This window comes from Pseudomonas sp. TE24901 (genome assembly GCF_054058375.1).
In genome coordinates this window covers 35,848-57,496 of the sequence record NZ_JBSSAF010000013.1, presented here as the reverse complement: position 1 = coordinate 57,496, position 21,649 = coordinate 35,848, and the positions used below count along the sequence as shown (strand labels likewise).

Annotated in this window: 19 protein-coding genes; 4 read left to right on the top strand and 15 right to left on the bottom strand. The window is 60.7% G+C overall.

Annotation, left to right across the window (positions count from 1 at the left end; genetic code table 11):
* The first annotated feature begins 35 nt into the window (after window positions 1-35).
* A complete protein-coding gene (locus ACVWVP_RS23835; RefSeq protein ID WP_178925830.1) occupies window positions 36-944 on the top strand; it encodes a LysR family transcriptional regulator in 909 nt (302 codons plus the stop codon).
* Here ACVWVP_RS23835 and ACVWVP_RS23830 read toward each other — a convergent pair.
* The 9 genes from ACVWVP_RS23830 to ACVWVP_RS23790 form a co-directional block, all read right to left on the bottom strand.
* Window positions 941-1,426 carry a DoxX family protein gene (locus ACVWVP_RS23830; RefSeq protein ID WP_178925831.1) on the bottom strand — a complete coding sequence of 162 codons (486 nt, stop codon included), beginning with the start codon at window positions 1,424-1,426 and terminating at the stop codon, window positions 941-943. The two genes, ACVWVP_RS23835 and ACVWVP_RS23830, sit on opposite strands and share 4 nt — an antisense overlap.
* Entirely contained in the window at window positions 1,423-2,199 is a 777-nt protein-coding gene (locus ACVWVP_RS23825; protein WP_457408386.1) for an HvfC/BufC family peptide modification chaperone, read from the bottom strand. The genes ACVWVP_RS23830 and ACVWVP_RS23825 overlap by 4 nt, the downstream gene beginning before the upstream one ends.
* Window positions 2,196-3,074, bottom strand: a complete 879-nt coding sequence (gene bufB, locus ACVWVP_RS23820; protein WP_457408384.1) for an MNIO family bufferin maturase — start codon at window positions 3,072-3,074, stop codon at window positions 2,196-2,198. The genes ACVWVP_RS23825 and bufB overlap by 4 nt, the downstream gene beginning before the upstream one ends.
* 23 nt (window positions 3,075-3,097) lie before the next feature.
* Window positions 3,098-3,394 carry a BufA1 family periplasmic bufferin-type metallophore gene (locus ACVWVP_RS23815; RefSeq protein WP_178925834.1) on the bottom strand — a complete coding sequence of 99 codons (297 nt, stop codon included), beginning with the start codon at window positions 3,392-3,394 and terminating at the stop codon, window positions 3,098-3,100.
* A gap of 279 nt (window positions 3,395-3,673) precedes the next feature.
* Window positions 3,674-4,375 carry an ABC transporter ATP-binding protein gene (locus ACVWVP_RS23810; protein ID WP_065932826.1) on the bottom strand — a complete coding sequence of 234 codons (702 nt, stop codon included), beginning with the start codon at window positions 4,373-4,375 and terminating at the stop codon, window positions 3,674-3,676.
* 1 nt (window position 4,376) lies between these two features.
* Window positions 4,377-5,144: a high-affinity branched-chain amino acid ABC transporter ATP-binding protein LivG gene (gene livG / locus ACVWVP_RS23805; RefSeq protein ID WP_178925704.1), complete on the bottom strand. Its 768-nt coding sequence runs from the start codon at window positions 5,142-5,144 to the stop codon at window positions 4,377-4,379.
* Window positions 5,141-6,394 (bottom strand): high-affinity branched-chain amino acid ABC transporter permease LivM, encoded by a 1,254-nt coding sequence (locus tag ACVWVP_RS23800; RefSeq protein WP_058425230.1) that lies wholly within the window; start codon window positions 6,392-6,394, stop codon window positions 5,141-5,143. Before ACVWVP_RS23800 ends, livG begins: the two co-directional genes overlap by 4 nt.
* Window positions 6,391-7,314 carry a high-affinity branched-chain amino acid ABC transporter permease LivH gene (livH, locus tag ACVWVP_RS23795; protein WP_025855194.1) on the bottom strand — a complete coding sequence of 308 codons (924 nt, stop codon included), beginning with the start codon at window positions 7,312-7,314 and terminating at the stop codon, window positions 6,391-6,393. Before livH ends, ACVWVP_RS23800 begins: the two co-directional genes overlap by 4 nt.
* Window positions 7,315-7,543: 229 nt before the next feature.
* Window positions 7,544-8,671: a branched-chain amino acid ABC transporter substrate-binding protein gene (locus ACVWVP_RS23790; RefSeq protein WP_457408380.1), complete on the bottom strand. Its 1,128-nt coding sequence runs from the start codon at window positions 8,669-8,671 to the stop codon at window positions 7,544-7,546.
* 356 nt (window positions 8,672-9,027) lie between these two features.
* On the opposite strand from ACVWVP_RS23790, the gene ACVWVP_RS23785 reads away from it, so the two are divergent.
* Entirely contained in the window at window positions 9,028-9,330 is a 303-nt protein-coding gene (locus ACVWVP_RS23785; RefSeq protein ID WP_017735930.1) for a DUF2288 domain-containing protein, read from the top strand.
* 309 nt (window positions 9,331-9,639) lie between these two features.
* On the opposite strand, the gene ACVWVP_RS23780 is transcribed toward ACVWVP_RS23785, so the two are convergent.
* The 3 genes from ACVWVP_RS23780 to ACVWVP_RS23770 form a co-directional block, all read right to left on the bottom strand.
* Entirely contained in the window at window positions 9,640-11,817 is a 2,178-nt protein-coding gene (locus ACVWVP_RS23780) for a hypothetical protein (protein WP_259171773.1), read from the bottom strand.
* A 205-nt stretch (window positions 11,818-12,022) separates the two neighbouring features.
* Window positions 12,023-14,287 (bottom strand): putative bifunctional diguanylate cyclase/phosphodiesterase, encoded by a 2,265-nt coding sequence (locus ACVWVP_RS23775; protein ID WP_178925702.1) that lies wholly within the window; start codon window positions 14,285-14,287, stop codon window positions 12,023-12,025.
* A gap of 141 nt (window positions 14,288-14,428) precedes the next feature.
* Window positions 14,429-14,794, bottom strand: coding sequence for a YkgJ family cysteine cluster protein (locus ACVWVP_RS23770; RefSeq protein WP_178925701.1), 366 nt, complete (start codon window positions 14,792-14,794; stop codon window positions 14,429-14,431).
* A 251-nt stretch (window positions 14,795-15,045) separates the two neighbouring features.
* Between ACVWVP_RS23770 and ACVWVP_RS23765 the strand changes: the two genes are divergently transcribed.
* A complete protein-coding gene (locus ACVWVP_RS23765; protein ID WP_457408377.1) occupies window positions 15,046-16,392 on the top strand; it encodes a spinster family MFS transporter in 1,347 nt (448 codons plus the stop codon).
* 156 nt (window positions 16,393-16,548) lie between these two features.
* On the opposite strand, the gene rapA is transcribed toward ACVWVP_RS23765, so the two are convergent.
* Entirely contained in the window at window positions 16,549-19,395 is a 2,847-nt protein-coding gene (rapA, locus tag ACVWVP_RS23760; RefSeq protein ID WP_457408375.1) for an RNA polymerase-associated protein RapA, read from the bottom strand.
* 219 nt (window positions 19,396-19,614) lie between these two features.
* Here rapA and ACVWVP_RS23755 point away from each other — a divergent pair, with 219 nt between their 5' ends.
* Window positions 19,615-19,956, top strand: coding sequence for an aspartate-semialdehyde dehydrogenase (locus ACVWVP_RS23755; RefSeq protein WP_176994760.1), 342 nt, complete (start codon window positions 19,615-19,617; stop codon window positions 19,954-19,956).
* On the opposite strand, the gene ACVWVP_RS23750 is transcribed toward ACVWVP_RS23755, so the two are convergent.
* Both ACVWVP_RS23750 and ACVWVP_RS23745 read right to left on the bottom strand, forming a co-directional pair.
* The gene (locus ACVWVP_RS23750; RefSeq protein WP_457408374.1) at window positions 19,953-21,134 is read right to left on the bottom strand and encodes an aminotransferase class V-fold PLP-dependent enzyme; all 1,182 of its coding nucleotides are present in this window, start codon (window positions 21,132-21,134) and stop codon (window positions 19,953-19,955) included. The two genes, ACVWVP_RS23755 and ACVWVP_RS23750, sit on opposite strands and share 4 nt — an antisense overlap.
* The gene (locus tag ACVWVP_RS23745; RefSeq protein WP_457408372.1) at window positions 21,131-21,601 is read right to left on the bottom strand and encodes a RidA family protein; all 471 of its coding nucleotides are present in this window, start codon (window positions 21,599-21,601) and stop codon (window positions 21,131-21,133) included. The genes ACVWVP_RS23750 and ACVWVP_RS23745 overlap by 4 nt, the downstream gene beginning before the upstream one ends.
* Between the last annotated feature and the right edge of the window lie 48 nt (window positions 21,602-21,649).

The window sequence follows — 21,649 nt, the reverse complement described above, 5'->3', positions numbered from 1 at the left end:
ATAGGCAACCTTTGGTTTTCAAATGGAAACAATCCATGAGCGAGATGGATGACCTGGCCGCCTTTGCCGTGCTGATCGAAGCCGGCAGTTTCACGGTGGCGGCCGAGCAACTGGGGTGCAGCAAGGGCCAGTTGTCCAAGCGCATCAGCCAATTGGAAGCACAGTATTGCGTGGTGTTGCTGCACCGCACGACCCGCAAGCTCAGCCTGACGGCTGCCGGCGCCGCCTTGTTGCCCCAGGCCCAGGCACTGGTGGTCCAGGTGGACCGCGCGCGCCAGGCACTGGCGCGGCTCAAGGACGACTTGGCAGGGCCGGTGCGTATGACGGTTCCGGTGTCATTGGGCGAAACCTTTTTCGATGGTTTGCTGCTGGAGTTCACCAAGCGCTATCCCCAAGTGCAGATCGAACTGGAACTGAACAACAGCTATCGTGATTTAGCGCGGGATGGGTTCGATCTGGGGGTGCGCTCGGGGGCGATCGAAAACGAGCGCCTGGTGGCCAAGCCTCTGCTGGCCTGGCAGGAGATGACCTGCGCCAGCCCGGCTTATCTGGAACAGCATGGCGAGCCGCTGACGCCGGCCGACCTGGCTGGCCATACCTGCTTGCTCAACAGTCATTACAGCGGGCGTGAAGAATGGCTGTACCACCAACAGCATGAACTGCTGCGGGTGCGGGTCAGCGGCACATTTGCGTCCAACCACTACAACCTGTTGAAGAAAGCTGCGCTGGTGGGGGCGGGTATTGCGCGTCTGCCGTCCTACGTATTACCTGCGGAACTGGCTGACGGTCGACTGCGCTGGCTCCTGCGCGACTATCAGACGCGGAGCCTGCCGATGTACCTCGTTCACCCCTACCAAGGAGGGCTGCCGCGCCGTACCCAGGTCCTCGCCGATTACCTGGTGGACTGGTTCAAGCGCAGCGGCGAGGCACTCGACCGCCTTTAGCGGTAGCGACGTGCAATCAGATGATCGATGGACAGGCAGCCCGGGCCCTTGGCGACCAGCAGCAACAGCAAGGCGATCCAGGTGCCATGGGTCGGGTAGGCGTCCGGGTACACGAACAGCTGAATGGTCAGGGTCATGCCGATCAGCGCAAGGGCCGAGAAGCGGGTGGCAAAGCCCACGAGGATCAGCACCGGGAAAAAGTGCTCGGCAAACGCTGCCATGTGCGCGGCCACTTCTGGCGACAGCAACGGCACATGGTATTCGCTGCGAAACAACGGCAGCGTGGACGCGGCCAGTCGCGGCTCGCCCAGCTGGAATGTGCCGCTGATCAGGTCGATGGCAAAGCCTTCGACTTTGGTCTGTCCCGACTTCCAGAACACTGCCGCGATGGAAAACCGTGCGAGAAAGGCGATCAGGCTGTAGGGAATTTTCTCAAACAAGGCGATGACCCGTTTGATCAGGCACGTTGGGGTTGTGTTCATGGCGATACCTTTTCTTCCAGGTGCAAATGAGTGATGGCGTCGTGGCTGATCAGCACCGTGAGGCATTGGTGCAAGTCGAATTCCGCCGAGGCTTCCAGGGCGTGTGTCACGGCCATTTCCAGCGCCGTGCGATGGTTGAGGCTGTTGATGAAAGCGACCGAGCCCGCGTCGATCGCGAACACCTTGACCGCCAGGCCTTGGCGCAGCACCAGCGCGCCTTGGGGATGCCAGGGGTTCAGGGATGCCAGGGTGCCTTCGGTCTGGTGGGCCGCCCATACCGCCACCACCGCATAGGCGGAATTCAGCGTGGCCAGGGAGGGATGCAGTTGCAGGCGCAATGCCCCCAGGTCGGTTTGACCTTGCAAGGCCTCAAGGACGGCCTGCTGGTTCATGGGCGGTGTATCTGCCGCGTGATAGGCGCGCACCCGCAGGCGCTCAAGCCGCGCGACGTCGGCCAGGTAGGGCACGCTGGCAGCGGGTTCAAAGTCCTGGATGAATGCTGCGAACGCGCTGCCGTACTCGCTGATCAACGGGCTGGCGGGGGGGCACGCCTGCACAAACAGGCCGGCCATTGCGCGGAAAAACGCTTCGCCAACCAATTGGAAGGTCACGGGGTACGCCGACGCCAGTGCATTGATCAATGAGCTGTGGACGTTGTTGCGGTACACCGCGAAGCGGCTGGCCGGGTCAGCGCCGTTACTGCTGAACAGGCCGTCGGGGCAGGGCAGGTCGGGCGCTATCAAGGCATCGGCAAACGCATCATGAAGGCTCATGGGGTCACCTGCGTCAGGTGCGACTGCGCGTGCTGGGCTTCGGCCAGCAGCACGCTGAAGGCGGGCACCTGATTGTCCCGCTCGATCAACGTGGCCACCGGGCCGGTACGTGCCAGTACCTGCTCATACAACTGCCATACGGCGTTGTCGATGGGCGCGCCGTGGTCATCAATCAGCAAGCGATCACCCAAGCTGTCGGTATCTTCGGCAAAGCCCGCCAGATGAATCTCACCCACAGCGCGCAAAGGCAACGCATCGATGTAGGCAAGTGGATCGCGCTGATGGTTGATGCACGACACGTAGACGTTACTGACGTCCAGCAGCAAGCCGCAGCCGGTGCGGCGGATGACCTCGCCGATGAAGTCCGTCTCGTCGATGGTCGAGCGCTCGAACTGCACATAAGTCGACGGATTCTCCAGCAGCATCGGCCGCCTGAGGGTGCTTTGCACCTGGTCGATGTGTTCGCACACCCGGTTCAGGGTGGCCGTATCGTAGGCCAGGGGCAGCAAGTCATTGAGAAACACCGGGCCATGGCTGGACCAGGCCAGGTGTTCGGAAAAAGAGTGGGGTTGATAGCGCTCGATCAATGTGGCCAGCCGTGCCAAGTGCTCACGGTTCAACGGGCCTTCGCCGCCGATGGACAGGCCCACGCCGTGCAGCGACAGCGGGTACTGCTCGCGAATCAAACCCAGGTAGTGATGAAACGGGCCGCCGGCCACCATGTAGTTTTCGGCGTGCACTTCAAAAAAGCCGATGTCGGGCGAGGTCTCGAGCACTTCGTTGAAGTGCTCGTTCTTCAGCCCCAGCCCGGCCCTGTAGGGGAGACCGGGCACCTGAGCCGGTGAGACGGAGTGTTGGGGTGAGAGCGTCATCATCAGTACTCAGGTTGCGGATTGAATCAGGACTTGGCCGTGAAAGCCGCTTCCTGGCCAAAACCGGTCGGCGAGGTGCTGCTTGGGGTGGTTTTGCAGGTGCCGGCCGGGACCAGCTTCCAGGCGTTGGCCTGGTCTTTGACTTTCGATGTGCCGGCGCAGGAAGTGCCAGCGCCGGCAGCGCAATCGTTCTTGCCGGCTTCAGCGACACCGAAGCATTTCTGCATGTCGTCGGCGGCGTGGGCGGTGTTGGTCAGGGCGGACAGGCTCAGGGCGGAACCGAGGGCCAGGACGAGGGTAGCGGCGGACAGTTTGGTGGTCATGATGTATCTCCAGCAGTGGGTTGAGGTATCAGGCCTGTTTGCCTGCTTACTCCACTAGAGGCAGCAGGCTGGGTTTCGTTACATGCTCATCGAAAATAATTTAATAAATTCTGGAGCACACAAAAAAATGTGGGAGCTGGGGTGTGTGGGAGCCGGGCTTGCCCGCGATGCAGCCACCTCGGTGTGTCAGTCACACCGCAGTGATGCCATCGCAGGCAAGCCAGCTCCCACACACCCCAGCTCCCACATTTTAGATCCGGTCTCTACAGCGACCGTGTCTTAACCGCCGAGGTACGCCTCGCGCACTTTCGGATCGGTCAGCAACTGCTCACCCGTGCCCTGCATCACCACCCGGCCGTTTTCCAGCACATAGGCACGGTCAGCGATTTTCAGCGCCTGGTTGGCGTTCTGCTCCACCAAAAACACCGTTACACCGTCCTTGCGCAGCTGTTCGATGATGTCGAAGATCTGCTGGATGATGATCGGGGCCAGTCCCAGGGACGGTTCGTCCAGCAGCAGCAGCTTGGGCTTGCTCATCAGCGCGCGGCCGATGGCGAGCATTTGCTGTTCGCCGCCGGACATGGTGCCGCCACGTTGGCTGAAGCGCTCCTTGAGCCGAGGGAACAGGTGCAGCACCTTGTCCATCTGCTCCTGGTAGTCGCCCTTGTCGGTGAAGAACCCACCCATGGCCAGGTTCTCTTCCACCGTCAGGCGCGAAAACACGCGGCGGCCTTCCGGCACGACCGCAATGCTCTTGCGCATGATTTCGGCGGAGTGCTTGCCGACCAGCTCCTCACCCATGTAGCGGATGCTGCCGCTGTGAGCCTGGGGCGAACCGCACAGCGTCATCAGCAAGGTCGACTTGCCGGCACCGTTGGCGCCGATCAGCGTGACGATCTCACCCTGGCGCACTTCCACGTTGACGCTGTGCAGGGCCTGGATCTTGCCGTAGAAAGTGGAAACGTTTTCGAATTGCAGCATTTTACGCTTCCCCCAGATAGGCTTTGATCACGTCAGGATTGTCGCGGATCTGCTCCGGCGTCCCGTCTGCCAGTGGCGTGCCCTGGTTGATCACCACGATGTGGTCGGAAATGCTCATGACCAGTTTCATGTCGTGTTCGATCAACAGCACCGTGGCGTTGTTTTCCTCACGCAACACGCTGATCAGCGCCTTGAGGTCTTCGGTTTCCTTGGGGTTCAGGCCGGCAGCCGGTTCGTCGAGCATGAGGATCCGCGGGCGGGTCATCATGCAGCGGGCGATTTCCAGGCGGCGTTGCTGACCATAGGCCAAGGTGCCAGCAGGGCGGTTGGCGAACTCGGTCAGGTTGACCTTGTCGAGCCAGTACTCTGCGTATTCCATGGCCTCGCGTTCGCTTTTGCGGAACGACGGGGTCTTGAACAGGCCGGCGAAGAAGTTGGTGTTCAAGTGACGGTGCTGGGCGATCAGCAGGTTCTCGACCGCCGTCATGTCCTTGAACAACCGCACGTTCTGGAACGTACGCACCACGCCCTTGCGGGCGATCTCGTGACCGGCCAGGCCCTGGATCGGCTGGCCGTCCAGCAGGATGCTGCCGCCGCTTGGCTTGTAGAAACCGGTGAGGCAGTTGAACACGGTGGTCTTGCCGGCGCCGTTAGGGCCGATCAAGGCAACCACTTGTTTTTCTTTCACGGTCAGGGCCACGCCATTGACCGCCAGCAAGCCGCCGAAGCGCATGCTCAAGTTTTCGACTTTCAGGATCTCGCGGCTCATTTGCGCAGCTCCATGTGTGGACGTTGCATGGGCAGCAGGCCTTGAGGACGCCAGATCATCATCAGCACCATCATGGCGCCGAACATCAACATGCGGTATTCGCTGAACTCACGCATCATTTCTGGCAGCAGGATCATCACGATGGCCGCCAGGATCACGCCCAGCTGCGAGCCCATGCCACCCAGTACCACGATGGCGAGGATGATCGCCGATTCGATGAAGGTGAATGACTCCGGTGTCACCAGGCCTTGGCGAGCGGCGAAGAAGCTGCCGGCGAAACCGGCGAACGCGGCGCCCAGGGTGAACGCGGAGAGTTTGATGATGGTCGGGTTCAAGCCCAGGGCACGGCAGGCAATTTCATCTTCGCGCAACGCTTCCCACGCACGACCGATCGGCATGCGCAGCAGGCGGTTGATCACGAACAAGGCCGCCAGCGCCAGCAACAGCGCCACCAGGTACAGGAACACCACTTTGCTCACCGGGTTGTAGTCGATCCCGAAGTACTCGTGGAAGGTCTGCATGCCTTCAGCAGCGCTACGGTCGAACGACAGCCCGAAGAACGTTGGCTTGGGGATGCTGCTGATACCGTTGGGGCCGCCAGTGATATCGGTGAGGTTACGCAGGAACAGTCGGATGATTTCACCGAAGCCCAGGGTCACGATCGCCAGATAGTCACCGCGCAAGCGCAGTACCGGGAAGCCCAGCAGGAAGCCGAACGTGGCCGCCGCCATGCCGGCCAGCGGCAGGCAGATCCAGAAGCTCCAGCCCAGGTAATGCGACAGCAGCGCGTAGGTGTAGGCACCCACCGCGTAGAAGCCCACATAACCCAGGTCAAGCAGGCCAGCCAGGCCCACCACGATGTTCAGGCCCAGGCCCAGCAACACGTAGATCAGGATCAGGGTGGCAATGTCGACTGCGCCGCGCGAGCCGAAGAACGGCCAGATCAACGCCGCGATGATCAACGCGATGATGATGTAGCGCTGGGTGCGCGGCAGGGTCAGGAATTGGCTGACCTTGGGCGATACCAACGGGCCACGGTTGCTCTTGAGCAAGGCATTGAACTGATCGCTGAACAACACGCGCAGGAACATCAGCACCGAACACAGGGCGATGACGGTCAGGGTCACGGGACCTGTGCCATGCACTTCAAGGTTGATGCCCACAATGCTCAGCTTGAGGCCGAGTACCGGGAAGGCCACGGCCCATACCAGCAAGGCGCTGAAAAACGCCGATTTAAGATATCTGCTCATACTTTCTCAACCTCCGGACGGCCCAGGATGCCGGTCGGACGGAACAACAGCACCAGAACCAACAGGCCGAACGCCACGACGTCCTTGTATTGGTCTCCGAAAATATCGGCGCCGAACGCTTCGGCCACACCCAGCACCAGGCCACCGAGCATCGCGCCCGGGATACTGCCGATGCCGCCCAATACCGCCGCGGTAAAGGCCTTGAGGCCTACCAGGAAGCCGGCGTTGGGGTTGATCACGCCGTACTGCATGCTCAGCAGCACTGCCGCGACGGCGGCCAGCGCAGCACCGATCACGAAGGTCAGGGCGATGATGTTATTGGTGTTGATGCCCAACAGGTTGGCCATCTTGATGTCTTCGGCGCAGGCCCGGCAGGCGCGCCCCAGACGGGAGCGGGAGATGAACAGCGTCAGGCCCAGCATCGCCACCAGGGTGACGACGAAAACGAGGACCTGCATGTACGAAATCAGCACTTCTTGTGCGCCACCTGGGCCGAAGGAGAAGCTCCCCGGAATCAGGTTGGGAATGGACTTGTCCTTGGAGTCCTGGGACAGCAATACAGTGTTCTGCAGGAAGATCGACATGCCGATGGCGGAAATCAGCGGGATCAAACGGTTGCTGCCACGCAAGGGACGGTAGGCAACGCGCTCGATACTGTAGCCATAGGCACTGGTCACGATGATCGATGCAAGGAACGCAGCAGTCATCAACAGCGGCAGGGAGTGGATACCCATCATGGCCAGCCCGGCAAGGGCGATGAAGGCCACGTAGGAGCCAATCATGTACACCTCGCCATGGGCGAAGTTAATCATTCCAATGATGCCGTAAACCATTGTGTAGCCAATGGCTATCAAGGCATAGGTGCTGCCAACGGTCATCCCGTTAACCAGCGTTTGGAAAAAATGATAGATCTCAGGCATTACAACGCTCCTAAAAACCCGATACGCATTTCACTGGTGGAGTCATGTTCCGGCCCTGTGCTGTGTTCTATGAGCACATTTGCACAAAGCGTTTGCCAGCGAACCGCTGGTGACGGTTTTAAGATTTTCAGGTGAGCCAGCGCCCGGATCGCGGGTGTCAGGCCCATAAACCTCGTAAAACAAAGCCCACTGCTCTCACAGTGGGCTTGTTGGACCAGTAACGCCTGGCTTACTGAGGGGAAACTTCGGTTTTTGGTTTACCGAAGTGCCATTCGTAGACCACGAACTTGAAGTCCTTCAGGTCGCCCTTGGCGTCGAAGCTCAGGTCGCCAGTTGGGGTCTTGAAGGTGCCTGCGTGGATGGCAGCAGCCACTTTGGCAGTGTCTTCGGACTTCGCGGCAGCGATACCGCCAGCGATGACTTCAACAGCCGAGTAGGCCGGGAACACGAACGGACCGGTTGGGTCCTGCTTGTTCTTGGTGAATTCTTCAACGATTGCCTTGTTGGCTGGATCGGTGTCGAACGACTTCGGCAGGGTGACCAGCAGGCCTTCGGAAGCGTTCTGGGCGATTTGCGAGATGGAGTCGTTGCCGACGCCTTCCGGGCCCATGAACTTGGCGTTCACGCCTTTTTCCTTGGCTTGGCGCAGGATCAGGCCCAGCTCAGGGTGGTAGCCGCCGTAGTAGACGAAGTCGACGTTGGCTTGCTTGAGCTTCTGGATGAGCGAGCCGAAGTCTTTGTCGCCCGCGTTGATGCCTTCGAAGAGGGCAACTTTCACGCCTTTCTTCTCAAGGGTCTGTTTAACGGCGGTGGCGATGCCTTCACCGTACTGCTGTTTGTCGTGGATGACCGCAACGACTTTTGGCTTCACGTGGTCGGCGATGTAGTTACCGGCTGCAGGGCCTTGGGCGCTGTCCAGGCCGATGGTGCGGAACACCAGTTTGTAACCACGGGAAGTGATTTCCGGGCTGGTGGCAGCCGGGGTAATCATGATGACGCCTTCGTCTTCATAGATATCCGACGCTGGCTGAGTGGAGCTGGAGCACAGGTGACCGACCACGAACTTGACGCCGTCGTTGACCACTTTGTTGGCGACGGCCACGGCTTGTTTAGGATCGCAAGCGTCGTCGTATTCCTTGGCTTCAAGCATCTTGCCATCTACGCCGTCTTTGGCGTTGATGTCGGCGATGGCTTGCTTGGCACCCATGAATTGCATGTCGCCGTATTGCGTCACAGGACCGGTTTTAGGGCCTGCGATGCCGATCTTGATGGTGTCGGCTGCGAACGAATGGCCGGCAACCCCAGCCAGGACCATAGCGGCAAACAGTTTGGAAATCTGCTTAGTAGCCTTATTCATAGTGCTCCACTCTTACTGTTGTATTTTTTATAGTTCTAGCGGCCTTGTGAGCTGCAGAACCGGATCAGATATCTCGGATATCCCCCCGGCAGTGCCCTGGCAACTGTACCGGTACAGTGTAGAGCGCCGGTTGATCGCTTGAAAAGCTGGCTGCTGGGGGCAAAACCCGGGGGTGTCGCTTTAATGAAAGAAAAAGACAGAATTGCGGCGGGGTGATGCCAGAGTTTCGGGCAATCCTTGGCTTTCCTGACACTTTCGTTCGATGACTCATTTGCAACTGGGTTTTTCTGCCTTGGGTTTTGCTGCAAGAGCCACGACGTTATGATTGCGCCGATTTTTTCCCAAGGTGAATTCCCATGACGCAAGAACCTAGCACCCTCTATGCCAAGCTGCTCGGTGAAACCGCCGAAATATCCTGGAAGGAGCTTGAGCCGTTCTTCGCCAAGGGTGCCCTATTGTGGGTCGACGCCGGCCTGGATTTGATCGAAGCCGCCGAGGGGATGGCCGAGGACAACCGCGACAAAGTCGCTGCGTGGCTGGCTTCCGGGAGCCTTGGCGAGGTGTCTGCGACGCGGGCATTGGACCTGGTGGAGCGCGATCCGAGCCTGTGGGCGGTGGTGGTTTCGCCGTGGATTCTGATCCAGGAAAGAGCAGCGTAAGAAAAGCCTGCACGAAAAAGGTGCGTCTTTTTTGCTGCCGTAAGTGTGTAGCGGAGTAACCGCTGAAGCGGTGATGGCATCTTGCCGTAGAGAAAGGTCACAGCCGAGGGTGACGTGCGCGTCACGGGAACAGTTGAAGCGGTGCTGGAATCGTCGAGGAATTGTTTCCAAGCGTGCCAGAGTTGTAGATATTTGTTGCTTGGACTAACGCATTCGCGAGCAAGCCCGCTCCCACATTTGACCGTCTGCATCCTGCAGGAATGCGGTCGAATGGGGGAGCGGGCTTGCTCGCGAAGGGCGCGCCTCGGTCTAGGCCGTCTTGCCGGTATGGTTATTCAAGGAAATGACCTTGGTCTTGCCAATCCGGTGACGGTAGATCTCGCGCAGGTACTTGATCGACTTCTTCACGCAATCCCGTGACAGGCGAATGTCATTGATCGACACGAACTTCTCCTTGTCGTTGATCAACTCGCGGTACTTCTTCTCATACATCGGCTTGATCGCGTACCAGTTGGTATCGAGGATCTTCGCCGGGTTTTCGAACTCGTTGAGCAATTCGTCGATACGGTCTTCGTCAAAGTTTTCGTGGATGATGAAGTCCAGGATCGAGTTGTCCAGCGTGTCGTCGAAGCGGTACGGGGTGCGTGCAAAGCAGCGTTTGATGAACGCCACGATCAGCGTCAGGAAATCATCCGACAGGCACGGGCTTTTGGCGATCAACGTGGTCAGCGACAGGTTGGCCGACGCGCCGATCACTAGGGCGTAGCGCTTGAGCGTGGTGTTGGGGAACAGGCTGTTGAGGTGGGTCTTGAGCCGATTCAGGTCCATGTAGGACAGCTTGTAGTCCTTGGGCAGCGAGACGATCGACACCACCGACGAGCAGTTCTTGAAGAAGTGCAGGTCGTGCAGCGCGGCGGCGTCGTAGCCGGAATTCTTGTATTGCTCCAGGGAGGCCTTGTAACGCTTGGACTCGATCGGCAACAGGCTGATGCCCTCGATGGCCTGGGTGACCTTGTTGAAGTGCGGCAGGTCGATGGAGCGGAAGAACAGGTCGTCGATGTTCAGGCGCTGCGGCTCTTTATCGAACACCTTGAACTTATCGTTGGACGGCGGCGGGGTTTCCGGTACCACGGATTCGGCGTAGGCAATGGCGACCGGGCCGGCCAGGCTCATGAACAGGTCGTTGGCATCCAGGCGGATGGTTTCGCCGATGTCGATGCCGGCACGCCGGAAATAGTTCTGGTCGTAGTCGGTGGTCACGGCCTGGGCCGTGAGGATGTTGAAGATCTGCTGCGAGATGTACTGGTTGGCGTGTTTTTCCATGGCATTGACGTCAATGTTCTGGATATTGCCGTCATCGCTCTCTTCGGCGTAACGCATGATGTCGTTGGAGATCAGCATCATGGCGTTCCATGGCCGGATACGCCCCTTCACGCTGGCTTCGCTGCTGTCTTCATTGGCGAAGTTGTACGAGAAATCCCATTCTTCCGACAGGTATTTGCACAGCAGTCGCCCGGCGTTGATATGCAGCGCCTCGGACATTTCGCTGCGGTGATCGGAAATATTCGGCAGCACGCAGATGCCGCTGGTGAAGATCGGCTCGAACACAAAGGCGTGGCCGCTCTTGCTGTCATGCTCGTCGGCGGGCTTGGTGTCGAACGTCTTGTTCATGTACGAGTGCTGCTGCGCTAGGCCGAACTCCGAGGCCATGCCCGAACCGGTACCGCCGCCGGCACTGAAGATCGAGAAGTACAGGCGCGACTGGTTGGCCTTGATGCCGCAGGAGTCGATCAGGTACGAATGGATCATCTTCCAGTCGGGGCTGGAAAAACGCTGGGTATCTTTATTGAGGATGATCTTGGCCAGGTACTGGCCGAGGATCGGCGCGTTACCGGCGCCACCGGCATGGACTTCCGAGAGGTCCATGATTTTCATCTTGCTGTAGTCGCGCAAAAAGCCGCTTTTTTCGCCTTTGCGCGAGAAGCGGATACGCCCGGCGATGTCCTTGTCCAGGTCGCCCAGCATCACCAGGGGTTCCACCAGGAACACCGGTTTGCTGGCCTTGCCACTGCCCAGGCGCAGGTTGTTGCGGATCCACTGGGCCGGGCTGTAGCCCTTGTCTTGCGATTTGTCTTCGTTGCTGAATTCGTTCAGGTAGAACTTGCGCGCGTTGTACACCAGTTCCGCCACGTCCAACGCGATGTTGGAGCCGCAACGGCCCAGGCCGATCAGGCACACCGACGGAAATTCCTGTTCATTGCGCGGGTCGCCGTCGCCTTCCTGCTGGGGCAGGCGCGGGAACACCATGTCGCGCAGGCCGTCGAGGTTGTCGAGGATGCGATCAGTGTTGGTTTCGGTGAAGTACAAGTATTGCTGGGTCGCCAGAGGACGGGCGCTGCTCAATGACTTGGAACCTGAGGGTTTTTCCGCAGGAGCTGTCGGCAACACGTCGGAGACCACGGTGGCAGAGTTATTGTTGGAAGTCATTGGGCGCCATGTACCTGGACGGATGGCCGAAAAGAATCGAGGAGCCATCACTGAATGAGAGTTCGCGACTTTTACAGTGCGTCTTAGTCCGGGACAGTCGGGTTCAACCCTGATTTTTCACGGGAAATCCTGGCCGGACTCTGATGAATCGGCCGTTCGTCGGCGTTCTTTAGCCCAATGATGGCTAAATGCCAAAGTTTAGGCGTCAGCGAATTGGCCTGACGATCGAGGCGGGGCTTGCCCGTGTGGGGGAGGGATCCTTGGGTGATGGCGCCTCCTTGTTGCCTTCCACGCTGAAGGGGTAAAGCGGGTTGCGCATCTGGATGCCCTGCATCACGCCAATGATGTCGCTGGCCGCTACGGCCGGGCTCAGCAGGTAGCCTTGGATGTAGTCGCAACCATGTTTGAGCAGCAAATCGAATTGCGCCTGGGTTTCCACGCCTTCGGTGACGACTTGCAGGTGCAGGGTATGCGCCATGCCGATAATGGCCTGGACGATTTCGATGTCGGCGGTGGACTTGGGGATGTCCTGGATAAACGAGCGGTCGATCTTCAAGGTATTGAGGGGCAGGCGCTTGAGGTAGGCCAGGGAGGAATAACCCGTGCCGAAGTCGTCGATGGCCAGTGACACGCCCAGCGAGCGAATTTGCCGCAACAACGCCAGGGTGCTGCTGATATTGCCCATCAACGCGTTTTCGGTGACCTCCAGTTCCAGGCGATTGGCGGCGACACCGGCGAAGCGCAGGGCGTCTTCGATTTCATCGGCCAATTCGTCTCGGGCCAGGTTCAGGGCCGAGCAGTTCACCGCCATGGTCAGTTCGGTGTAACCGCGATCCGACAACAGGCTCAAGTCGTGGCAGGCCTGGCGCAACACCCAGTGATCCAGTTCGGCAATCAGTCCGTTGCTTTCGGCGATGCCGATGAAGCGGTCCGGGGCGAGCAAGCCGTGTTGCGGATGCTGCCAGCGCACCAGCGCTTCCAGGCGGGTCACCTTGCCCAGTTTCATGTCAAAGATTGGCTGGTAGAACAGCACCAACTCATTGCGTGAACGCAGGGCGGCGCGCAGCTCTTCTTCCAATTGCAGTTCGAGAAAGGCGCGGGTTTTCAGATTGGAGCTGAAGAAGTTCAGGCTGTTGCGCCCGGTGTCCTTGGATTGATACAGCGCCAGGTCTGCGGTTTTCAGCAGCTCTTCGCAGGTCAGGCCGTCATCGGGGAACAGGCTGATGCCGATGCTGGTGGTCATCACCATGCGCCGTCCCGCCAGTTCGATGGGGTCTTTCATCCTTTGCATGATGCGCTGGGCCAGGTGCCGCGCTTCATCGCGATGGTGGATGCTGATCAGAATGCAGAACTCATCCCCGCCAAAGCGCGCGACCACGTCTTCATGGCTGCGCACTGAGCCCTTGATATGCCCGGCCAGCACGGTGAGCAGTTGGTCACCGGCGTCGTGGCCAAGGCTGTCGTTGATGCGCTTGAAGTGGTCTATATCGAGGAAGATGACCGCCATCATGCCGTGTGAGGCTGTTTTTTCGGCGAGTTTTTCCGCGAAGATCTGATTGAAACCGCGACGGTTGAGCAGGCTGGTCAGCGCATCGAAGTGCGCCACCTGCTGCAGCGAGGCCCGCGCCTGATCGAGTTCACTGAGCAGGGCGTTCACCCGGCGCAGGTCGCGCTCCTTGTGCTGCAGCTTCTTGTCCGCCAGGGCGGCACTGACGCTGCTGCCGATCACCAGCAAGGTGATCACCGCCACCGACAGGCCGAGTTGAATGGGGTTGTTGTCCACCGGCAACGACAGGTCGGCGCCATTGGGCACCAGCATTTGCATGGCGGCCATGCCGGTGAAGTGCATGCTCAGGATGCCTGCGCCCAGCACCAGGCTGGCGGCGTATTTGAGCAACTGGTGAAACACACCAGAGCCGTTGCGCAGGTAGCTGGACAGCAGCAACGCCGCCAGGCTTGCGCCAATCGCAATGCCGACCGAGGCCATGAACAGTCCCGACTCGAAATACACCTGGGCCTGGGAGCGCATCGCCGACATGCCGACGTAATGCATCAAGGCGATACCAAGCCCCATCCACACCGAGGCCAGCAGGTACTGATGGAACTTGAGCTGGGCGTGACTGAGGGTTTGCATGGCAAACAGCGATGCGATCAGGGCGATCAGCAGCGAGGCGAACGTCATGAGCAATTCGTAATGAATGGCGATCGGCGCCTGGAAGGCCAGCATGCTGATGAAGTGAGTCGACCAGATCCCCCCGGCGAGGCACCCCGCACCCAGCCAGCGCCAATGGCGGCGGGCGGTGGGGTCTTCCACATGGCCGACTCGTTCGGCCATGTCCAGCGTGCCGAACCCGGCCGCACACGCGACCAGATAGGCCAGTAGCACCAGAAAGGGGTTATGACTGCAATTGAGTAATAAGTGCCCGTTGTCTGGAAGGTCGGTAAAAAAATGCAGACCAAGCCATTCCATAGCATGTCCCGTCATAGCGTCATTACGTCATTGCCTACGGCGATGACCTACGCCTTCGAGTATAGAAGCCTCACGGGGTTTGCCATGGATAATGGCACTTTGCTCTCAACGATTTTGGCATGCTGGCCATAGCGTTTGATGCTAAGCGCTGATGGGCAGCTCGATCTCGAATGGCGCTTCCAGGGGCGCCAGGCCAAAGGCGGCGCGGGCTGCATCGCAGTCGACGTTCTGCTCGCCTTGGCTCCAGGACGCATCGAATTCGCGACAAGGGCTCGAGCGCAGCTCGTATATCGAGCAACGGGTGCTTTTGCCCACTTCTCCTTCAAGGCTGCAGCAGCGGGCGGGCTTCTGGTCGGTGCCGATCATTGCCACACGGGTGGGGTTGATCTGCACCACCAAGTCATCGGGCACCGTGCCCCCCGATGAGGCGCACTCACCCCAGAAGAAAGACACACGAAAGTGTGAACAGCAGGCACCGCAATTCAGACACGGACTGGCTTCGGACATGGGCGTCATCGATAAGAAAAGTAGGATTGGGGGGATACGGAAGGCTCGCCATTCTATCCGGGCCATGGCCGTTGGGAAGGGGGGCAGGAACTTATATTTTTGTAGGCGAAGTCCCGCGCTGCCGGGTGAAATCATGCCCTATCAGCTTTACGAATCATTACAGACAACCGGAGCCCGCCTGACTATGTTGCAGGTACCGGGCAGGATGCATCGGGCATCGCAGCTCTCATAACAATAAAAGAGACGGACCCATGCAGAACTCGACCCAAGCGGCGAATGCCTGGCGCATTCTGTTCCTGCTGTTCCTCGCCAACCTGTTCAACTTCTTCGATCGCACCATCCCGGCGATCATCATCGAACCCATCCGCATGGAATGGCACCTGAGCGACTTCCAGCTCGGCATCATCGGCACCGCTTTCACCATCGTCTACGCCATTGCCGGCCTGCCCCTCGGGCGCCTGGCCGACACTGGCTCGCGCAGCAAGCTGATGGGCTGGGGCCTGTTCGCCTGGAGCGGGCTGACGGCGGTCAATGGCATGGTCGGCAGTTTCTGGACGTTCCTGCTGGTGCGCATGGGCATCGGCATTGGCGAGGCCAGCTACGCGCCGGCCGCCAATTCGCTGATTGGCGATCTGTTCCCGGCCCATCGTCGCGCCCGGGCCATGGGAATTTTCATGCTCGGCCTGCCCCTGGGCCTGCTGCTGGCATTCTTCACCATCGGCGCGATGGTCAAGGCGTTCGACAGCTGGCGAGCGCCGTTCTTTATCGCGGCGGTACCAGGGCTGATCCTCGCGGTGTTCATGTTCTACATCAAGGAGCCCAAGCGTGGCGCGGCCGAAACCGTGCAAGTTTCCCAAGAGCGCGTCGACCGCCCGATCCGCCGCGTGCTCGCGGTGCCGACGTTCCTCTGGCTGGTGCTGGCCGGGTTGTGCTTCAACTTCGCCACCTATGCGTGCAACTCGTTCCTGGTGCCGATGCTGCAACGTTATTTCCTGCTGCCGTTGCAGGACGCGGCGGTGGCCACCGGTGTCATCGTCGGCATCACCGGCCTGGTGGGCCTGACCCTGGGCGGTTGGATAGCCGACAAGATCCACCAGCGCGTCGCCAATGGCCGACTGTTGTTTGCCGCATTCAGCCTGATCATCTCCACCGTCACCACTGCCTGGGCGTTGCACGCCGGGCGCATCGAGATCGGTGTGTTCGTGGCGTTGTTCAGTGTGGGCTGGCTGTTTGCTTATAACTTCTACACCTGCGTGTACACGGCGATCCAGGACGTGGTGGAACCGCGCCTGCGGGCGACGGCGATGGCGCTGTTCTTTGCTGGCTTGTACCTGTTGGGCGGTGGCATGGGGCCGATTGTCGTCGGCGGCTTGTCCGATCATTTTGCCCATTCGGCGATGTATGCGGCGGGGGCGGAGCAGATGACCGAGGCCTATAAAGCGGTGGGGTTGCATGACGCCATGTACCTGATTCCGGTGGCGCTGTTCTTGACCATGCTGTTTCTGTTCCAGGCGTCGCGCAGTTTTGTACGCGATGCCAAGAAGATGAAGGAAGGGTTGGGGGCTGTGGAGGTGCCGGCTGAGGGGGTTCCGGCTTGAGACCGAGATGACGCCATCGCAGGCAAGCCAGCTCCCACAGTTGAATGTGTTCGCGATTCAAAATGTGGGAGCTGGCTTGCCTGCGATGAGGCCCTGAAGGCCAATAAAAAAGGCCCGCATTGCGCGGGCCTTGTTTTTAGCAGGGCAGTGCAGTGATCAACCCGCGACCAGCACTCGAATCGCTTCCAATCGCAACGCCGCCTTATCCAGCATCGCCAAACCTTGCTCACGCTGATTACGCAACGCCACCAGCTCACTGTCACGCACGGTCGGGTTGACCGCTTGCAACGCGGTCAGGCGCGCCAGCTCTTCGTCGGTGTCTGCGGCCAGGCGACGTTTGGCCTCGGCCACGCGCTCGGCGTGTTGCGGGGTGACCTTGTCCTCACCGGCGTTGATCCGTGGCGTCAGCTGATCGCGCTGGGCCTGGATGAACTTGTTGGCGCTGGCCCGTGGCACGCTTTCGAGCTGGTCGTTGAGGGTCACGAAGGACACACGGCTCGACAGGTCGTTGCCATTGGTATCCAGCAGGCAACGCAGCGCAGCCGGTGGCAGGTAGCGGCCCAACTGCAGCGAACGTGGGGCAACCACTTCGCTGACGTAGAGCAGTTCCAGCAACACGGTGCCCGGCTTGAGCGCCTTGTTCTTGATCAGCGCCACGGCGGTGTTGCCCATGGAGCCGGACAGCACCAGGTCCATGCCGCCCTGCACCATTGGGTGTTCCCAGGTGATGAACTGCATGTCTTCGCGCGACAGCGCCTGGTTGCGGTCGTAGGTGATGGTCACACCTTCGTCGTCGCCCAGGGGGAAGCTGGCGTCGAGCATTTTTTCGCTCGGCTTGAGGATCAGCGCGTTTTCCGAATGGTCTTCGCTGTCGATGCCAAAGGCGTCGAACAGGGTTTCCATGTAGATCGGCAGGGCGAACTGGTCGTCCTGCTCAAGGATGTCTTCCACCAGCGCATCGCCTTCACCAGCACCACCGGAGTTGAGCTCCAGCAGGCGGTCGCGGCCGGTGTGCAGCTCTTCTTCCAGGCGCTCGCGCTCGGCACGGGCTTCGTCGATCAGGGCTTGCCACTCGCCATCGTCGGCATTTTCCAGCAGCGGCAGCAGGCGCGGGCCGAACTGATGCTGCAGGGCGTTGCCGGTCGGGCAGGTGTTGAGGAAGGCGTTGAGTGCCTCGTTGTACCACTGGAACAGACGCTCTTGCGGGCTGGTTTCCAGGTACGGTACGTGCAGTTCGATCACATGCTTCTGGCCGATCCGGTCCAGACGGCCGATGCGTTGCTCCAGCAGGTCCGGGTGGGACGGCAGGTCGAACAGCACCAGGTGGTGGGAGAACTGGAAGTTGCGACCTTCACTGCCGATCTCGGAGCAGATCAGCACTTGGGCGCCGAATTCTTCGTCTGCGAAGTAGGCGGCGGCGCGGTCACGCTCAAGGATGTTCATGCCCTCGTGGAACACCGTGGCCGGGATGCCAGAGCGCACGCGCAGGGCGTCTTCCAGGTCCATGGCGGTTTCGGCGTGGGCGCAGATCACCAGGACCTTGGTGCGCTTGAGCATCTTCAGCTGGTCGATCAGCCACTCGACACGCGGGTCGAAGCGCCACCAGCGGTTTTCTTCTTCGATGTCCGGCTGGGACTGGAAGCTGACTTCTGGGTACAGCTCGGCGTGTTCGCCCAGCGGCAGTTCCAGGTATTCGTCCGGGTTCGGCAGCGGGTAGGCGTGCAGCTTGCGCTCCGGGAAGCCTTGCACCGCGGCGCGGGTGTTGCGGAACAGCACGCGGCCGGTGCCGTGGCGGTCGAGCAGCTCGCGCACCAGGCGTGCACTGGCTTCGGTGTCGCCATCGTTGACGGCGGTGAGCAGGGCTTCACCTTCGTCACCGAGGAAACCCTGGATGGTCTTGTGGGCAACCGGCGACAGGCGGCCCTTGTCCAGCAGCTCCTGCACGGCTTCGGCCACCGGGCGATAGTTCTCGCTCTCGGCGCGGAAGGCGGCCAGGTCATGGAAACGGTTCGGGTCCAGCAGGCGCAGGCGCGCAAAGTGGCTGTCCTGGCCCAGTTGTTCCGGGGTGGCGGTGAGCAACAGGACGCCGGGAATCACTTCGGCCAGTTGCTCGACCAGCGCGTATTCCGGGCTGACCTTGTCTTCATGCCACACCAGGTGGTGGGCTTCGTCTACCACCAGCAGGTCCCAGCCGGCGGCGAACAGCGCATCCTGGGCTTTCTCGTCGTCCACCAGCCACTCCAGGGCCACGAGGGCGAGCTGGGTGTCTTCGAACGGGTTGGTGGCATCGCTTTCGATGAAGCGTTCTTCGTCGAACAGGGCCACTTGCAGGTTGAAGCGGCGGCGCATTTCCACCAGCCACTGGTGCTGCAGGTTTTCCGGCACCAGGATCAGCACGCGGTTGGCGCGGCCCGACAGCAGTTGGCGGTGGATCACCAGACCGGCTTCGATGGTCTTGCCCAGGCCTACTTCGTCAGCCAGCAATACCCGTGGCGCGATACGGTCGGCGACTTCACGGGCAATGTGCAGTTGGTGAGCAATGGGTTGTGCACGCACGCCACCCAGGCCCCACAGCGAGGACTGCAATTGGCGGCTGGTGTGTTCCAGGGTGTGGTAGCGCAGGGAGAACCAGGCCAGCGGGTCGATCTGCCCGGCGAACAGGCGGTCGCTGGCCAAGCGGAACTGGATGAAGTTGGAGAGTTGGGTTTCCGGCAGGGTGACCTGCTCGTTCTGCCCATTGAGGCCGTGGTACACCAGCAGGCCGTCGACGTCGTCGACTTCCTGGACGGTCATTTTCCAGCCTTCGAAATGGGTAATGGTGTCACCCGGCGAGAACCGCACGCGGGTGAGGGGCGCATTCCGTAGCGCGTACTGGCGCGTGTCGCCAGTGGCCGGATAGAGCACGGTCAACAAGCGGCCGTCCTGTGCCAGAACGGTGCCTAACCCCAGCTCTGCTTCGCTGTCACTAATCCAGCGTTGCCCCGGTTGATACTGCTGCGCCATGCTGCCTGACTCCCGCCGTGAAAAAGCCGACTATCTTAACGGAACAAGGCCCTCATCCAAAGGACTCTGGCAAAAACTACTCCGTTTGAATGGGCAACCGGGAGTCGAATCGACGGGTGGCGGGCACTTGCAAGTGTCGACTGAGTCACAGCTTGGCGAGCCTATGCTCAAGTCGCCCTGCAACCCGCCGACAGCCTGTTGATCAGGAGAACAAACCTTATGCTGCCACCCATGCTGCCCGTCAGCGTTGTGCCGGTCACGTCACAACTCGATCCGGTGCGCCAGAAGCCGGATATCCCGCCCGTGGTGCCAGTCCAGGCGGGCTCCAACGAAAGCACGATCGACCTGAAAAAGGGCGATGCCGAGCAGTCGACCTTTCTGCTGCGCGAAGAACAACGCCGCCAGCAGGAGCAGCAGAAGCGCCGGCGTGAAGCCGACGAAGACCCCGAGGCGCACCTGGCAATCCCCGGCGATGTGCTTAACGCCGACAACACCGTGCCGGTGGTGCCGCTGATTGAAGATGCGCCGCGCCAGGGCCTGTGGGTGGACATCGAGATTTAATCGCGCAGCTCCCGCAGCGCCGCCATCAACAATTCAACGTCGTGTTCGGTGTTGAGCGGGCTGACGGAAATTCGCGCAATGCTGGCAAGGCCCCGCGCCTGCATGTCCAGCGGGGTGTAGGCCACACCGTTGGCGCCAATGTTGATGCGCTTGAGCCCCAGCCGTCGCTTGAGTTCAAAGGCATCCCAGCCGTCCAGGTTGAAGGCGATCAGCCCTGAATGGCGCGTGCCCAGGTCATGCAGGGAAATCCCTGGCATCTCGCGCAACGCTTCGCGAATGTGCCCACTGATGTGCAGAACCCTTTCCCACGTCCGTTCCACCCCCAGTCGATTGGCTTCCTGTAACGCATTGCCCAATCCGGCCAACAGGGCGTAGGAGGCTTCGCTGGTTTCAAAGCGTCGGGCGTCGTCGCGCAGGTCGAAACCTTCCTCGGTCCAAGGCGCGGAGAGCACATCGCGCTGGGCCGGGTTCAAGCGCGGGAGAAAATCCGGCCGCACATACAACAGCGCCGTGCCCCGTGGCCCGCGCAGGTGTTTGCGACCGGCCGACTTGAGCACATCGCAGTGCAAGGCCTGTACATCCACCGGCAACTGGCCGACGGCCTGGCCGGCGTCGATGAAGTAGGCGATGCCGTGGCGCCGGGCCACTTCACCGATGGCCTGGGCCGGGTTGATCAGGCCGCCGTTGGCCGGCAGCCAGGTCAGGTCGATCAGCTTTACGCGCGCGTCGATCATGGCGTCCAGCGCCTGTGGGCACACCGCGCCAGTCTCATCGCAGGGGATCACTTCCACCTGTGCGCCGGCTTGCAATGCCACCTGCATGCTCGCCAGGTTGCCGCCCCATTCATGGCGGCCCACCAGAATGCGATCACCCGGTTGCCACGGGCCCAAGGCCTGGAACGCCATGCTCCAGGCGGTCGAGCCGCTGCTGGTGAAGGCAATCGAGGACGCCGGCGCGTTGAGCAATTGCCCGGCTGCGCGACGGGCTTTTTCCACCAGTACGGCGCCATGTTCGCCGGCTTCCATCGGGCCATCACGGGCTTCACGTTGAAGTTGGTCGATGATGGCATCGAGGGTCGCCTGGCTCGGCAGGGACGCACCGGCGTGGTTGAAGTGCACGATGCCGGATTGGCAGCCGGGCGTGTCGTCGCGCAGGTGCTGGACTTCCAGCGGGCTCACGGCAGTAACTCGAAAATCCCGTCCACCTCCACCGCAACCCCGGCCGGCAGGCTGGACACCCCCACGGCGGTCCGCACATGGCGGCCCTTGTCGCCCAGGGCGTTGACCACCAGGTTCGAAGCGCCATTGGCGACCACGCTCTGACGCTGGAAGGCGCCGCTGCTGGCGATGAAGACGCCCAAGCGCACGGTGCGCACCAGACGCGACAAGTCATCGCCCAAGGCGTGGCTCAATTGCCCCAGCAGGCCCAATGCGGCCAACTCTGCGGCCTGGGCGCCTTCTTCATCGCTGAGGGATTCGCCCAGGCGGCCGACGTAGGCAGGGTTGCCGTCCACCAGCGGGATTTGCCCGGAAACGAACAGTTGGTTCCCGCTAACCACATAGTTGATGTAGTTGGCGATCGGCTGGCCGGGCGTGGGCAGGGTCAGGCCGAGGGCTTGCACGCGTTCGCGGATGGAGTTGCTCATGGTGAATCCTCCTGGGTTGAGAGGTTCCAGCATGTTGGCTGCATCGAT